Source organism: Geobacillus sp. 46C-IIa (assembly GCF_014679505.1).
GTDB lineage: Bacteria > Bacillota > Bacilli > Bacillales > Anoxybacillaceae > Geobacillus.
The window spans coordinates 1284287-1300286 of the sequence record NZ_CP061474.1; the positions used below are offsets into that span (position 1 = coordinate 1284287).

General features: G+C 52.6%; 14 protein-coding genes. 12 read left to right on the forward strand and 2 right to left on the reverse strand.

From position 1 onward, the window contains the following. Nucleotides 1–59 precede the first annotated feature (59 nt). Together IC803_RS06590 and IC803_RS06595 are read left to right on the forward strand one after the other, a co-directional pair. Nucleotides 60–842, forward strand: coding sequence for a sulfite exporter TauE/SafE family protein (locus tag IC803_RS06590; RefSeq protein ID WP_081210074.1), 783 nt, complete (start codon nt 60–62; stop codon nt 840–842). A gap of 141 nt (nt 843–983) precedes the next feature. Then, the gene (locus IC803_RS06595) at nt 984–1367 is read left to right on the forward strand and encodes a DUF302 domain-containing protein (RefSeq protein WP_081210072.1); all 384 of its coding nucleotides are present in this window, start codon (nt 984–986) and stop codon (nt 1365–1367) included. A 322-nt stretch (nt 1368–1689) separates the two neighbouring features. On the opposite strand, the gene IC803_RS06600 is transcribed toward IC803_RS06595, so the two are convergent. Both IC803_RS06600 and IC803_RS06605 read right to left on the reverse strand, forming a co-directional pair. Further along, nucleotides 1690–2808 carry a Delta(10) desaturase DesB gene (locus IC803_RS06600; RefSeq protein WP_081210070.1) on the reverse strand — a complete coding sequence of 373 codons (1119 nt, stop codon included), beginning with the start codon at nt 2806–2808 and terminating at the stop codon, nt 1690–1692. A gap of 442 nt (nt 2809–3250) precedes the next feature. Beyond that, on the reverse strand, nt 3251–3664 hold the full coding sequence (locus IC803_RS06605) for an EamA family transporter (RefSeq protein WP_081210068.1): 414 nt from the start codon (nt 3662–3664) through the stop codon (nt 3251–3253). Between the two features lie 186 nt (nt 3665–3850). Between IC803_RS06605 and IC803_RS06610 the strand changes: the two genes are divergently transcribed. The 10 genes from IC803_RS06610 (at nt 3851) to IC803_RS06655 (ending at nt 15924) form a co-directional block, all read left to right on the forward strand. Next, the gene (locus tag IC803_RS06610) at nt 3851–4699 is read left to right on the forward strand and encodes a Cof-type HAD-IIB family hydrolase (protein ID WP_081210066.1); all 849 of its coding nucleotides are present in this window, start codon (nt 3851–3853) and stop codon (nt 4697–4699) included. A 390-nt stretch (nt 4700–5089) separates the two neighbouring features. Continuing rightward, a complete protein-coding gene (locus IC803_RS06615; protein WP_223812032.1) occupies nt 5090–6460 on the forward strand; it encodes a hypothetical protein in 1371 nt (456 codons plus the stop codon). A gap of 294 nt (nt 6461–6754) precedes the next feature. After that, nucleotides 6755–7597 (forward strand): citryl-CoA lyase, encoded by an 843-nt coding sequence (locus IC803_RS06620; protein ID WP_081210062.1) that lies wholly within the window; start codon nt 6755–6757, stop codon nt 7595–7597. Nucleotides 7598–7600: 3 nt separating this feature from the next. Next, nucleotides 7601–9034: an aldehyde dehydrogenase family protein gene (locus IC803_RS06625; protein ID WP_081210060.1), complete on the forward strand. Its 1434-nt coding sequence runs from the start codon at nt 7601–7603 to the stop codon at nt 9032–9034. Nucleotides 9035–9052: 18 nt separating this feature from the next. Beyond that, complete coding sequence (locus IC803_RS06630) at nt 9053–10051, forward strand: zinc-dependent alcohol dehydrogenase (protein ID WP_081210058.1); 999 nt, start codon at nt 9053–9055, stop codon at nt 10049–10051. Continuing rightward, on the forward strand, nt 10048–11811 hold the full coding sequence (locus tag IC803_RS06635; protein WP_081210056.1) for a thiamine pyrophosphate-binding protein: 1764 nt from the start codon (nt 10048–10050) through the stop codon (nt 11809–11811). Before IC803_RS06630 ends, IC803_RS06635 begins: the two co-directional genes overlap by 4 nt. Before the next feature lie 31 nt (nt 11812–11842). Next, nucleotides 11843–12679, forward strand: coding sequence for a sugar phosphate isomerase/epimerase family protein (locus IC803_RS06640; protein ID WP_081210197.1), 837 nt, complete (start codon nt 11843–11845; stop codon nt 12677–12679). Nucleotides 12680–12955: 276 nt separating this feature from the next. Continuing rightward, nucleotides 12956–13972, forward strand: coding sequence for a TRAP transporter substrate-binding protein (locus IC803_RS06645; protein ID WP_081210054.1), 1017 nt, complete (start codon nt 12956–12958; stop codon nt 13970–13972). A gap of 83 nt (nt 13973–14055) precedes the next feature. Continuing rightward, nucleotides 14056–14640, forward strand: coding sequence for a TRAP transporter small permease (locus IC803_RS06650; RefSeq protein ID WP_190304274.1), 585 nt, complete (start codon nt 14056–14058; stop codon nt 14638–14640). Next, nucleotides 14641–15924, forward strand: coding sequence for a TRAP transporter large permease subunit (locus tag IC803_RS06655; RefSeq protein WP_190304275.1), 1284 nt, complete (start codon nt 14641–14643; stop codon nt 15922–15924). Nucleotides 15925–16000: the final 76 nt, after the last annotated feature.

The following is a 16000-nucleotide window of genomic DNA, read 5'->3' on the forward strand; positions in this document are numbered from 1 at the left end:
GATGCGCCGAACAGATCCCCCTTGTTTTTCAATGAAGATCAAGAGAGGAGGAGTGAAGGATGGATATATCGCTTCAGTTTATCATTGTCATCTTTTTGATCGGCTTTATCGGCTCCTTTATTTCGGGCATGGTCGGCATTGGCGGGTCCATTATTAAATATCCGATGCTTTTATACCTCCCGCCGTTGTTTGGACTGGCGGCGTTCAGCGCCCATGAAGTGTCGGGGATCAGCGCCGTGCAAGTGTTTTTCGCGACGATCGGCGGCGTGTGGGCGTATCGGAAGGGCGGCTACTTGAACAAATCGCTCATTTTGTATATGGGGGCAAGCATTTTAATCGGCAGTTTCGTCGGTGGCTATGGCTCGAAGCTGATGAGCGAGGGAACGATTAACGTTGTTTACGGCATCTTGGCGGCATTGGCGGCGATCATGATGTTTGTGCCGAAAAAAGGGATTGATGACATCCCGCTTGACCAAGTGACATTCAACAAATGGCTGGCGGCCGTCTTGGCGTTTTTGATCGGCGTCGGGTCCGGCATCGTCGGGGCGGCGGGGGCGTTTTTGCTTGTGCCGGTCATGCTCGTTGTCCTGAAAATCCCGACGCGAATGACAATCGCTACTTCCTTGGCGGTGACGTTCATCTCCTCGATCGGCTCGACGTTCGGGAAAATCACTACGGGTCAAGTCGATTACATCCCAGCACTCATCATGGTCGTCGCGAGCTTGCTTGCCTCTCCATTAGGGGCGAAAGCGGGGCAAAAGATGAACACGAAAGTGTTGCAAGTGATCTTGGCGGTATTGATTTTGGCAACAGCGGTGAAAATATGGGTGGATATTTTATGAGTGGATCGATGGAAAGACGATGAACGACGGAAAACGATATGTGTGAAGGCGAAAACGGATCATATTTCGCCTTTTGTTTTCTACAGATCCATTTGGGCATGATAAACAGTGAGAAAATATCCATGAAGGGAAGAATGAGCGATGTTCCATTACACGGTTGACGTGTCAACGGGCATGAATGAAACGATCGAGCGTTTGGAAGAAAGCTTGAAACAAGAAGGGTTTGGTGTGCTCTGGCGGTTCAGCGTCACTGAGAAGCTGCAAGAGAAAGGGCTCGATTTTTCCACGCCGATGGTCATTTTCGAAGTGTGCAACCCGCAAGAAGCGGCGCGGGTGTTAAATGAAAATCTCTTAGTCGGTTATTTTTTGCCGTGTAAAATCGTTGTCTACGAAGAAAACGGGGTCACGAAAATCGGCATGCCGAAGCCGACGATGCTTGTTGGCATGGTCAGCGAACCAGCGCTCGAACAGGTGGCGGCCGACATCGAAAAGCGGTTGACCGCTTGCATCGATCGGTGCCGCTGATGGAACGGGAAACAGAAACCGACGGCTTCCCTCGGCAAATGAACCCGTTCATGGTTGGACCGGCTGCGTGATGTAGGCAAGTGGGAAAAGAGAAGGAGGGGGTCTCACAAAGCGGTGAGCCCCCCTCCTTTTCACTGCCTATGTGCATCCACTCCGCCAAGAAACACTGTATCTTGCGCCTCGGCCACATACAACGGTCTTTTGGGCCAACCTCTTCTCCTTGCAGATCGGCCTGCGCCCGCCATCGCTTTCCCCTGCGGCGGACGCAAGGGAATCGAGCGCTGCCGCTTCCGCTGATGACACATCGTTTGGTGCACAGTTTTTATGCCTTGCCTGCTCCGGACGCTTTTTTCCATTTTGCCTGCCGCGTCGTCAGCAGTGTTTGGGCGTTTTCTTCCCGCTTGCGGGGCACAATCTCATCGGGATCGAGTCCGTTGCCAAGCGTGCCATACACATGACCTTGCTTCGGTTCGATGAGTTCGTGTTGCTCGTAGTAGATGCGCGGCGTTTTCCAAAGGGCAACGAGTGCTTTTGTCATCGGCATTTCATGGTAGCGGTCCGGCCACATTTGTTTGATCTGTTCTTTCACGAGCGGATAGTATTTTGAACTCATCGCCGGAAAGAGATGATGTTCGGTATGATACGAGAAATGGAAGTGGAGAACATCCACCCACTTCGGCACGGTGACCGACAAGCTGTTGGCCAACGGATCGTTGATCGGCACTAACGGATTGAGACGGTGGTTTGTTGAGATATAGCTCATGACGATCGAGTTGGCGACAAGCAGCGGAAGCAAAAAGGCGAAAAACCATTTTTCCCAGCCGACAAGCCATAACAGTCCGAGCCATGTGGCCCACGGCAAGAAAAATTGAAACAGGACAACCGCGCGGTTCTTCCGGCGAAAGTCTTTGAAAAAGTAAAACAGCATCCGGATCGAGTGAAGAGTAAACATCATGGACAAAGAGCTAAAAGCGAAAAAAGCGCGAATCGGAAACGGGATGCGGTATACCCAAGAGAGCAGGCGGCTTTTCGCTAATTTCTCCATGCTTGGCCAGGCGTCAGGGTCTTTTTCCTCATGCTGGGTATGAACATGGTGGGTGGCGTTATGCCATTTTCGCCATAGCTTCGGCCCGGTGCAAAGCGGCCAAAAGGCGATCGCTCCGAGAAGATCGCGCAGCCATGGCGTTTTGACGACTGTGCCGTGCAAAATTTCATGGCCTAAAAATCCTAACGCCGCAAAGCTGAAACCGAGCACAACGGAAATGAGGAGGTTCCATATCGGGTGAAAGTGGAAAAGGGACACAGCGAGGATGCCGCCAGTGACCACCAACAAATAAGCCAAACCTCCAAACAGACGGGATTTCACAGGCTGAAACGCTTTTTTCGGCAAATGCGGGGAAATTTTCGCCGCATACCAACCAAACGGGTGAAAATCGTTCATTCCATATCTCCTTTCGGTCACTCTCCGTCCGATCAGCAGCGGTGCAGCCTTCCTTTCCACTCACCATCTATCGCAACGAAGAACGTTTATTCAAATTGATCCCCAAAGTGCCGTTTTCTGTATCTCATAGGTGGGAAGGCGAAACGGGTTTTTGGTTCATTCAGTTCATGATATCATCTTTTGGTTTGTTCCGTCAATTTAATTATGGGGATGTTATGCAAACTCGTGGTGCTAGATACAATCGGATGAACAGAAGAACCGTTCTTGCTTTTGGATTGCCGGTAACATGAAAGCGGACCCATGGTCGGCATGATTGTTGGCGACAGTTGAGCTAGCCGGGCGCTAATGTGCAGCTGGCGCTATGGATTCATTTGCGGATCAGCGTATTGCCGAATGGCAGAAAACGGTCAGAAGCAGGCCAGCCGCCTAGGATAGCGGCCGGCTACAACATCATAACCAACGTCCCCGCGGTAATGAGCAGCACCCCAATCACCACCTTCGCGGACAGTGGTTCGCCAAGAAACATCGCCGCAAACAAAATCGTCAGCACCAAGCTCGATTTGTCAATGGCCGAGACGCGGGACACATCGCCGATTTGGATCGCTTTGTAAAAACAAAGCCACGATAATCCGGTCGCCGCTCCGGACAAACATAAAAACCACCAGCTTTTCGCAGAAATGGCTTTCATGCCGTGATGGGCGCCGGTCATCCAAACGATGCCCCAGGCAAGGACAAGCACAACCGCGGTGCGAATAGCGGTCGCCAAGTTCGAATTGACGTTTTCAATCCCGATTTTCGCCAGCACCGACGTCAGCGCCGCAAACACTGCCGCCAACAAGGCGTATACGATCCACATGCCTATCCCTTCGCTTTCGTTGAGAATTTTTCTCATCTATTATACTATGAAAAGCGGGAAGATTTCACGTGTCTGCCATCGTTTTGTTATAATAGGGGGAACGGCTAAGAGGACGGCTTCAGTGGAAAGCCAGCTGCTGGTTTACGGGCAGCGGTGTGGAGAACAGCGAAAGAGAGGGATGGATCTATGCTTATTGCCTTAGATATGGATGGCACTCTATTAAACGGGGAAGGAAAAATCAGCGAGCGCAACCGGGCGGCCATCGCTGCGGCGCAAGCGCGAGGCCACATCGTCGCCGTCGTGACCGGGCGGGCGCGCAAAGATGCGCTCGCCCCGCTTCGTGAAGCAGGCCTCGTCTGCCCGATCGCCAGCTTAAACGGGGCGATCGTAACGCTGGAAGACGGCACCGTCATCAGCGAGGCGCCGCTTGAGCGGACAACGGTACGCCCGACGCTTGATTGGGTGCGCGAACAGGCGGACTTGTATTGTGAGACGTACACGGGTGATGCGGTGTATGTCGGTTTGCACAACCGCGCCCAGTGGGAGGCGCTTGCTTCGGAGATGGCCGAGGCGGCGCCAGAGGTGAAATGGTTGGTGAACAAACAGTTCCAACAAGCGCGGGTGACATACGTCGATGACATCCGCACCGTGTGGGACGACCTGCAACTCACGTTATACAAACTGCTCATTTTCGCCATTGACCGCGAGCGGCTTCTTGATGCGGCGTCCCGTTTTGCCCAGCTCCCCGGCGTCACGGTCACCTCGTCGCATCTGCACAACATTGAGATGAACAACGAACGGGCGACGAAAGGGGAAGCGCTCAAGCAGCTCGCCGCTCATTACGGCATCGATGTGCGTGATACGGTCGTCTTTGGCGACAGTCATAACGATTTGTCGATGTTTGAGGTGGCGGGCTGCCGCGTCGCCATGGCCAACGCCGCCCCCGAATTGAAAGCGAATTGTGATTTCGTCACCCTTTCCCATGAGGAAGACGGGGTGGCGGCGGGGCTTGAGCGGGTGCTTGTGCGGCGGTGAACGGTCGGCGGCTCTCCGGTTTGCACACCCCAAAATGGCCGGAAAAACGGCAGGGGTGTGCAAGCTTCTTTTTCTTTCGGTTATCGAAAAATTAGGTGGATGGATCAACGGGTTGGACGGTTGACGATGTTGGTCATCTGCACAAGTTTACATAATCGCATTTTATTTTTTAGGGGGATGAGGGGGGCAAAATGGCCTCTTTTTCGGCGGTTTAGTCTATAGAAACACCTAGGAAGGGCGATGTTGCCGTTTTCCTAGGTGTTTTTTTGTTTGGAGGAAATGAACATGCGGGGGATGAAAGTAAGGAAAAGTCTGTCTTGTCTTGCGGAAGAAAGCCGGTTTATGATTGGAGAGAGGTGAGTGATCATGGAAGGAAGGAATCTAAAGCGCATGATTGGAACACTGCGGGTACCGTTGTATACAGCGGTGGTGGTGTTGTATATCGTCACTCAGTTTGTTGATGCAGTGGTGATCCGCTATGTGATGGGGGGTGCGGCTGTTTTGGCACTGGCCGTTTCGGCGTTTTACGCTCGGGGGGTGTATGCGGTGTCAGGGATCGTTTTTTTCGTGTTGGGGGTCTGCCTGTTTCTTTATTATGGCGATTCGTGGTCGACGTTTGTCCTTCATTTTGAGCGGGTGTTAGGGCTATTGGCGCTGTTTTTCGTCCTGCCGTTTATGAACACGCTCATTCGCGTCGGGCGGTACGATCAAAGTTTAAGCCAATGGCTGCAATGGAAAACAGGGCGTGCCGCATCGTTATATCGGCGCAGTTTCAGTGTCTGTCATTTGCTTGGACTGTTTTTAAATATTGCGACCATCCCGCTTCTTGTCCGTTCGTTGCGGGCAGCGCTGCAGAATTGGGACAGACGGAAGGCCGAGACGTTTTACGTGCGGAATTTGTTGCGGGCGTATGCGCTTTGTCTAACATGGAGTCCGATGGAAGTGATGATCAGCACGACCATTGACTTCACCGGTGTGCGTTATTATGAGGTCGCGCTGTTTTTGTTGCTTTTAGCAGTGACGATGGCACTGATCGATTGGGGAGTGGCAGGTGTTTCGTATCGCAACGATCCGTTGGCTGACAATGGGGAGGCGAATGGGGAAACGGTTGTTTCAGTTGGCAAAAAAGCCACCCAGTTGCTTGCGGTGCTCGTCGTGTTTACGGTGCTCGTCTCCTTGGTGCAACACTGGCTTGGCAAAGGCTTTTTGTTTTCGGTCGTTCTGTTGCTTGTTCCGTTTTGTTTCGGGTGGGCGCTGCTCACGCGTCGGTTGAAACGGTATGGGACGATGGCACTTCGTCATTGGAAAGAGAGAACGGAAGGACTGGCCAACTACTTTTTCATGTTTTTAGGAGCTGGGTTGTTTGTGGAGATGCTGTCCCAGTCCTCGCTCCTTGCCGTGCTCGAAGGATGGTTTCGCGCGGGAGCGGAACATGCCGTCTGGCTGTATGCTATGATTGCCGCTTACTTTTTCGTTACATCGTTCGTTGGGTTCCATCCGCTAGTCAGTTTAACGCTGCTGATGCCGCTGTTAAAGCCCATTGTGGCGCTCGTTCCGGCGGTGCCGCTGTCGATTGTGCTCATTTGTTGCAGCTTGTCCACGGTGATGTACAGCCCGTACAATATTTCCGTTTCGCTGTTGGCCGATGAGCTTGGTGCCAATCCGTACCGCATCGGGAGATGGAATATCGGTTTTGCGATCGCTTATATGGCGGCAGGGATTGGTGTCGCGATGGTCGCTGAAATGTTATTTCATCGTTGACAACGTTTTCAGTGGTGGCTATAATGAAGATGAAGATACTGAATTTTTTTATAAGTTTCAATGGTTTGACGTTAGATCGATCTAAAAGAAAATAGATTTCACTTCGAGTGATCGAGGGAAGACCGGCGCGAGAGCAAGAGAAAGTAAGCCTAGCTCTTATCTAGATCGATCTAATCGTCAGCAATCATCAGCAAGCCTTGGTTTAGATCGATCTAAATATAAGTTTCTGGTGTTTTTAGATCGATCTAATAGACGGGTGGCTCGTCAACGCTCAGAAGGAGGGACAGTCTAGCCATGAAACAACGAAGCGCCCTCGATATGTATGCCGATGGGGCGGCATGGTGGGAAACGTCGATCAGCGACGTTCGCAAAAATGAAATTCTCGTTCGTGGTTATCCAATCGAAGAACTGATCGGCAACGTCTCGTATACGCAAATGCTTTATCTCCTATTATGCGGCGAGATATTGAGCGAGAAAAAAGCGAAATTATGGGAAAGCGTCCTCGTCGCCGGGGCGGATCATGGCCCGCGCGCGCCATCGATTGCGGCAGCCCGCATGGCGGCGACATGCGGTATTTCCTTCAACTCGTGCGTCGCGACCGGCATTAACGTGCTTGGCGATGTACACGGGGGAGCGGTAGAGAAAGCGATGGCGCTATTTTATGAAACGAACGGGCAGATTGAAGCTCGCGGTGGAGACGACGCGATCAGCACCGTGGTCAGTGAACGGTTTGAACAGTTTCGGCGGGAAGGGCAGAAGCTGCCTGGATTTGGCCATCAGCTCCATGATGACGATCCGCGCGTCAGACGGCTGTATGCATTAGCTGGCGAACTGGTGGAAGAAGGAGAAATCAGCGGACGGTATTTAGCGATCGCCGAAGCGTACCGTTCTCATTTAGAGAAGACGAAAGGGAAGCGGATGACGATGAATATCGACGGGGTGGCGGCCGCGATCCAGTGCGAGCTCGGCGTGCCGGCTGCAGCGGCGAAGGGTGTGTTTGCTTTGTCGCGGGGAATGGGCATTGTCGCTCATGCGTTTGAAGAATGGCAAAACGGCGTGCTGATCAAAGGGCCGTGCCCGAACCGGAGTGATTTAGTCCGCTACACTGGGCCGGAGAGACGTCATTTTGAAAAGTAGGTGATGAACGTGAGAAAGGCGCAACTGTACATTAATGGAACATGGGTGGAAGACAACCGCGCGGTGGAGCCGGTGAAAAACCCGTATACTGGGGAAGTCATTGGTGAACAGCAACTGGCGACGCCCAACGATGTCGAAAACGCTTTAGCTGCGGCGTTTGCGGCGAAAAAAGAAGTAGCTGGCATTCCAGCCTATGAACGGGCGCGCATTTTAAAAAAGGCATCGATGCTGCTTGAGGAGCGGAAAGAAACGTTTGCCCGCTATATTTCGGAAGAGCTCGGCAAACCGCTCAAAAATACATTGGATGAAGTGTCCCGCTCCATTGAAACGCTCGAGCAGTCGGCCGAAGAAGCGAAACGGCTGTTTGGGGAAACGATCCCTGGTGATGCCTCGGCGCGCGGGACGAAGGCGGTGGCGCTCACCTTCCGCGTGCCAGTTGGTGTGGTGGCGGCGATTACGCCGTTTAACGCCCCACTGAACTTAATTTGCCATAAAATCGGCCCAGCCTTTGCGGCAGGCAACACCGTTGTGTTAAAACCGGCGCCGCAGACGCCGCTCATTGCAGCGGAATTGTTGAAGCTGATGCTTGAGGCCGGTCTTCCGCCGCGCGCCATCAACATGGTGCTCGGCGGTGCGGAAGTCGGGCAGCAAATCGTCAAAGATGACCGCGTCAATGTCATTTCGTTTACCGGCGGCGTGGTAGCGAGCCGCCACATCTGCGCGCTAGCTGGCATGAAAAAAGTGCTGCTTGAACTTGGCGGCAATGCGGCGACGATTGTTCACGAAGATGCCGACCTTAAACGAGCAGCCGCGCTTTGCGCCAAAACTGGCTACAGCAACTCCGGGCAAAGCTGCATTTCTGTCCAGCGCATTTACGTACATGAGTCGGTCGTCGAGACGTTTACCGACTTGCTTAAACAGGAAGTCGAAGCGTTGAAAGTTGGTGATCCACTTCTGCCGGACACCGATGTCGGCTGCATGGTCGATGAACGGGCGGCGGATCGGGTGATGGATTGGATCGATGAGGCCATCGCGGGCGGCGCGACGCTTGTCTGCGGTGGAAAACGGCGCGGGGCGACGGTGGAACCGACAGTGCTCTTTAACCCGCCGAAACAAAGCAAAGTCGTTTGTGAGGAAGTGTTCGGCCCGGTTGTCAGCATTATCCCATACCGGACGATGGAGGAGGCGATCGCAGAGACGAACGATTCTGCTTTTGGTCTGCAGGCGGGGCTGTTTACGAATCGAATGGATGTTGTTTATCAAGTCGCCGAAGCGCTGGAAGTTGGTGGGGTCGTTATTAACGGCACCTCGAATTTCCGGTTGGATCACTGGCCGTACGGCGGCGTGAAAAATAGCGGCATCGGCCGCGAAGGCCCGCGGTATGCGATCGAAGAAATGACGGAAATGAAAATGATTGTATGGCAGTTTCCACAGTGATGATGGGTGGTGGACAACATGTTAGGGCTTTATGTAGCCAAGCCGAATGAGCTGGAATTGCGGCATCTCGATCCCATCCGTTCCCCCGTGGGTGATGAGGTGAAAATCAAGCTGATTTACGGGGGGATTTGCGGATCGGACCTCGGGGTGTTCAAAGGAAAACTCCCGCACGCGAACTATCCGGTCCGGGCCGGTCATGAACTAGTCGGTGTCGTCGTGGAAAAAGGCGAACAGGCAGCGTATGACATCGGGACACGGATCGTTGTGTTGCCGAATACGTATTGCGGAACGTGCGACTTATGCCAAAAAGGGTTGACGAACATCTGCCGGCATAAACAATCGCTCGGCATTAACGTCGACGGTGGGTTTTCGCATGAGTTCGTCATCTCGTCGAAGTATGCGCTTCCTGTTCCTGATGATCTACCGGACGAAAAGGCCGTGCTCGTCGAGCCGTTTGCGGTTGTCGTGCATGCGTTGCAAAAGGTGAACATCGAACAGGGGATGAAAGTAGCCATCATCGGCTGCGGCAATGAAGGGATGATGGCGGCCGTTCTCGCCCGCCATTTAGGAGCGGACGTGACGGCGATCGACATCAATCCGCTGAAACTCGAAACGGTGAAAGCGATGGCGGATATTCGCACGCTTGCGCCGAATGCACTGGCCAATGAATCGTTTGACGTGGTCATTGAAGCAGCGGGTACGCGCGAAGCGGTCGAACAGGCAGTGGAGCTCGTCGCCCCAGGAGGCCATCTTGTGTTGGTCGGTTTTGCGAATGAAGCGACGTTTCCGGTCGTGCGCCTCGTTCGCAACGAAGTAACTGTGCATGGCTCGATCATCTATCGCTTCCCGGATGACTATGTGCAAGCGATTCATTATTTGCGGACGATGCCGTATCCGATCGAGCGGGTGATTTCGTGCATTTTCCCGGTCCGCGACTATCAGCAGGCGTATGACTTGGCGTCATCTGGAAATGCGGGCAAAGTGGTTTTAAGTTTTCAAGAGGAGGAAGAGCGATGAAAAAAGGGGTAGCCGAACAGTTAGTCCGGTATTTGGAAGACCGCGGCGTCACTCATATTTTCGGGCTTTGCGGCCATACGAATATTGCGGTGTTGGCGGCGCTTGAGCATAGTCCGATCAAGTTTGTCAACGTCCGTCATGAACAAATTGCTGCTCATATGGCGGATGGCTATGCGCGGGCGAAAAAAGAAACAGCCGTCGTATTATGCCACGTCGGCCCGGGATTGACGAATGCGGCGACAGGGGTCGCCAATGCGGCGCTCGACTCCATTCCGATGGTCGTCATCGCCGGCGATGTGCCGAGCCATTATTACGGAAAGCATCCGCACCAAGAAGTCAACTTGCATGCGGATGCGTCACAATATGAAATTTACCGCCCGTTTGTGAAGCGGGCATGGCGTGTCGACCGGCCGGATTTGTTCCCGGAAATTTTAGAAAAAGCGTTCCAGCTGGCGGAGAGCGGTCGTCCGGGTCCGGTGCTCGTCTCCGTACCGATGGATATTTTCTCAAAAGAGGTGGACGTGTCGCTATTTGAAAAACAAAAGCGGCATACGAAAGCGCTGCATAAGCCGTCGATTGATGATGAAACAGCAAAACAAATCATTGAAAACATCATGCAGGCAGAGCGTCCGCTTGTGTATGTTGGCGGTGGCATTATGCTTGCCGATGCCGCGGAAGAACTGAAAGCGTTTGTCGAACACTTTGACCTTCCTGTTGCCCACACGTTAATGGGTAAAGGAGCGATGCCGGATGACCATCCGCTGACGCTGGGCATGAGCGGATTTTGGGGAACGAAATTTGTCAATGACATGTGCCGCAACGCTGATGTCATCTTCGCGTTAGGAACGAGATTTTCCGAAGCAGATTGCAGCTCGTGGGAGCAGGAATATACGTTTGCTATTCCGGAAACGAAGCTGATTCATATTGATATTGATCCGAACGAAATCGGACGCAACTATCCGACGGAACTCGGCATTGTCGCCGATGTCAAGCAAGCACTTACCGTATTGAATCGCGTGGCGAAACAAGTCGTACCGCAAGGGCGGACGGATGAAGCGCTGAAAGAACGGATCGCTAGCTATAAGCAAGAATTCCGGCAACAAAACGCACAGCATATTCGCGATGACAGCTATCCGATGCGTCCGGAACGCATTTTGCATGAAGTACGGGAAGTATTGCCAAGAGACGCCATCATTACAACGGATGTCGGTTGGAACAAAAACGGGGTCGGCCAACAGTTCCCGGCGTATAGAGCAGGGACGATTTTAACACCAGGTGGCTATGCGACGATGGGCTTTGGCGCTCCGGCGGCGCTTGGGGCCAAAATCGCCTGCCCGGATCGCGTCGTCGTGTCGCTTGTCGGAGATGGCGGATTTGGGCAAAATCCGGCGGTGCTGGCGACAGCGGCGGAAGAAAACATCGCCGTTGTTTGGGTCATTATGAACAACTACGCGTTTGGCACGATCGCCGGACTGGAAAAAGCACATTTTGGCACGACACACGGAACAGTCTTCCAAAAAGATGGCCAACCGTATTCGCCGGATTATGCGGCCATTGCCCGGGCGTACGGCATCGAAGGAGTGAAAATCCGCTCAGCGGAAGAGTTTAAACCAACGCTCGAGCGAGCCATCCAAGCGAACAAACCGTTTGTCATCGATGTGGAAATGATCAACGTCCCAACGCCGACATCTGGTCACTGGAATATTATGGATATCTATTCCCCGGGTAAGCGTGTTCACCATGTTGCGGTTGAGTGGTAGTGAGGAACATTGAAGATTGGGGGGGACGGATATGGCGAGAACCTTTTCATTGGCTCATTTGACGGTGCTCGGCTGCCCACCGCCGGAAATGGCGCACATCGCTGCTCGAGCAGGATATGATTACGTCAGTTTCCGGATCATTTACATGGGGTTGCCCGGTGAGCCGAATTATGCGTTAGCCGAAAACCCGCAGCTGCTGCGGGAGACAAAGGAAGCTTTGCGGGAAACCGGAGTCAAGCTGTTGGATATCGAACTGGCCCGCATTGATGCCGATATTGACCCCAAACGGTATGAACCGGCCATGGAAGTGGCGGCTGAGCTTGGCGGCCGCCACGTCTTAAGCAGCATTTGGACGACCGACCGCAGCGCCTATATCGAGCGGTTTGCCGAGCTGTGTGAGCTGGCGAAGCCATACGGGCTGACAGTCGATTTGGAGTACGTCCCGATTGCGGCGGTGACGAATTTGGCCGGGGTCATCGATGTATTAAATACGGTGAAACAAGACAATGCTGGAATCATGATCGATCTTCACCATTTCCATCGCGCGGGGGATTCACCGGAAGCGTTAGAGAACGTGCCGAGAGAATGGTTCCATTTTCTCCATCTTTGCGACGCCCCTGGCGAGATTCCAGCATCGAAAGAAGAGATGACGAGAATTCTTCGTGAAGAGCGGCTGTACATTGGGGAAGGCGGGATTGATATCGCCGATATTGTTCGCCGTATGCCGGAAATTCCTTGTTCGATCGAGCTGCCGAATATCCAGCGAGTAAAGGAATTGGGCTACGAAGAACATGCGCGACGTTGCCTGCAGTCGGCGAAAGACTATTTTGCCCGCCATTTTACGAAGCAAAGCGATCTGTCGGCGTGAACGACAAACAAAAGTTTGGCAGCGCTTCCTACAAGGGAGGCTGCCATACACGCATTCATAATTATTAGAAAATTTTTATATTAATCCCGTTATTGGAAATAAATGCTTCATTCATTTGGTTGTTTCCCGCATGGCCGATCGCGGTCGAGAGAGAACACAACAGTTTGCAGCAGAGCAGGAATGCGGGTTCAACATAAAACACGATGCCAGCCGATGGATCCATTCGGCTGCATCGACCAGCTTACATTGAAAGAAGAAATAAAGGGGGAAAAGTGAATGAAAAAGATGTTGGCATTGTTGGTTGCCTGCCTGTTGGTTCTGGCGGGATGCTCATCGAAGTCCGAGACGCAAGGGAGCGGAGCATCCAAGAAGGCCGAACCGAAAGTGATGAAAATGGCCGTCGCGACATCCAAGGATCGTTCGCTGACGAAAGGGTTGTACAAGTTTGCGGAAATCGTGGAAAAAGAAACAAACGGCTCGATCAAAGTGGAAGTGTATCCGGATGGACAGCTTGGGGGAGACGTAGCCGTGTTTGAAGCGCTGAAGATGGGCACGATTCAAGGATCGACGATGTCGACCGGTCCGATCGCTTCGTTCGCTCCGCGCATCGGAGTGTTAGACTTGCCGTTTTTATTCAAAGATCGAGAAACCGCTTACAAAGTGTTGGATGGGAAAATCGGCCAAGATTTGCTCAATGATTTGCCGTCTGTCGGCGTGATCGGCCTAAACTATTGGGAAAACGGGTTCCGCCATTTGACGAACAATAAGCGGGAAGTCAAAAGCGTCGATGACATTAAAGGGTTGAAAATCCGGACGTTGGAAAATGACCTTCATATTGATTTGTGGAAAGAGTTGGGAGCCACTCCGGTGCCGATGGCATTCACAGAGCTGTTCACGGCTTTAGAGCAGCACGTGGTGGACGGACAGGAAAACCCGGTTGGGAATGTTGCGATCAATAAGTTTTACGAAGTGCAAAAATATTTGACCAAAACCGGCCACGTCTACAATGCGAGCCCGCTGCTCATCAGCAAAAAGTTTTGGGATACGTTGACCGACAAAGAAAAAGACGTGATCACGAAAGCGGCGGAAGAAGCAAGAGATTACCAGCGTCAATTGAATAAAGAAGAAGACGACAAAATGTTCGATTATTTAAAACAGCAAGGAATGGTCATTACCGAACTATCTGAAACAGAAAAACAAAAATTTATTGACAAAGTGCAACCGGTCTATAAAAAATATGCGCCGAAGTTTGGCGAAGATTTAGTGAACCAACTGCTTGAAGCAGGAAAATAACAGAATGGTACAACGGCTCTTAAGGGGAAATGCCCCTTAAGAGTCATTCCATTCTTTTATGACAGACTTAGGGGAGGAACACAATGAAAAGGATCGGAGCCGTTCTGGAGAAGACGCTCAATGCATTGATGGCGCTATGTCTCGCTTTGATGTCTATTCTTGTTTTCGGCAACGTCGTGCTCCGCTATGTGTTTAACTCCGGCATCACGTGGTCGGAAGAAATGTCGCGCTTTCTTTTCATTTGGATGTCATTTTTAGGCGCTGTCGGTGCTTTGAAAGACAATGACCATCTAGGCGTCGATACACTGGTGCGGAAGTTGCCGACCGGCGCTAAACGCATCATCTTTATCATCAGCAATATGATCGTGCTGTATGTTCTTTATTTGCTTTTGGATGGAAGCTGGAAGATGACATTGAGCGGTTTAGAAAGCAAAGCCCCGGCGACTGGGCTGCCGATGGCGTTTATTTATGGAACCGGGCTTGTCGTGAGCATCGGCATGGGCATCATTGTCTTGTTTCATATCTATCAAGCTCTCTTTCGTCCGGGTGCGATTGATGAGCTGACGAAAATGAAAGAGTCGGAAGAAGAGCTCATCGCCGTTGCTCACAGTGAAGAAACAGAGGCGCCGCAGGAACGGAAACAGGGCGTCGTCGGAGGTGAGAGGTAGATGGCGTTGGTGGTGTTTGTCGGATCGCTGCTTGGTGTGATGGCGCTTGGGATGCCGATCGCGTTCGCGCTGCTTGTGAGCGGGGTCGCTCTCATGTTTTACTTAAATATTTTTGATACGCAAATCATCGCGCAAAATTTAATCAGCGGGGCGGACAGCTTTCCATTGATGGCCATTCCGTTCTTTATTCTCGCTGGGGAGCTGATGAACGCCGGGGGCATTTCAAGGCGGATCATCCGCTTTGCCTTGGCGCTTGTCGGCCACATCCGCGGCGGGCTGGGGTATGTCGCCATTATCGCCAGCATTTTGTTTGCCGGCCTGTCTGGTTCAGCGGTGGCTGATACAGCGGCGCTCGGGGCGATTCTCATCCCGATGATGGTCAAAGCTGGATACAACCGCAACCGTTCGACGGGTCTCATTGCCGCAGGCGGCATCATTGCTCCGATCATTCCGCCGAGCATTCCGATGATTCTTTTCGGGGTCACAAGCGGGGTGTCGATCACGAAACTGTTTATGGCCGGCATCGTTCCGGGCATTTTGCTTGGAATCACCTTGGCGGTTTGCTGGTGGTGGGTGACTCGAAAAGATCAAGTGGACGTCCTTCCACGCCAGTCGGCGAAAGACATTTGGCGGGCGACCCGCGAGGCGTTTTGGGCGCTGTTGTTGCCAGTGATCATCGTCGGTGGGCTGCGCGGAGGAGTGTTTACGCCGACGGAGGCCGCGGTGGTGGCCGCGTTTTACGCCTTGTTTGTCGGTTTGTGCATTTACCGCGAACTAAAAGTCCGCGATTTGTTCCACGTGCTCGTGGCGGCGTCGAAAACGACGAGTGTCGTCATGTTTTTGGTGGCGGCGGCCATGGTGTCCGCATGGTTGATCACTGTCGCCAACATTCCGGCCATTGTCACGGATGTGCTGGCGCCGTTTATAGATCATCCGTTGATGCTTTTGTTGGCCATTAATGCATTGGTGCTGTTGGTCGGGACGGCGATGGATTTGACGCCGACGGTGCTCATCTTGACTCCGGTGTTAATGCCCATTATTGAAAAAGCAGGGATCGATCCGGTGTACTTCGGGGTGCTGTTTATTCTAAACAACTGCATCGGGCTGCTCACCCCGCCGGTCGGCACGGTGCTAAACGTCGCTTGCGGAGTCGGGAAAATCGGGATGGAAGACATCATGAAAGGGATTTGGCCGTTCTTATTGGCGGAAGTGTTGGTTTTGTTGCTGCTGATTTTGTTTCCGTCCCTTGTCACCGTGCCGCTTGGGTGGTTTGTGGGGCATTGAACGGATGATTTTGCGTTGAGGCGGCGTGAAATCTGGTTCGCCGCAAAGCGAGCAACATGGAAAGACGCCTTCGCCG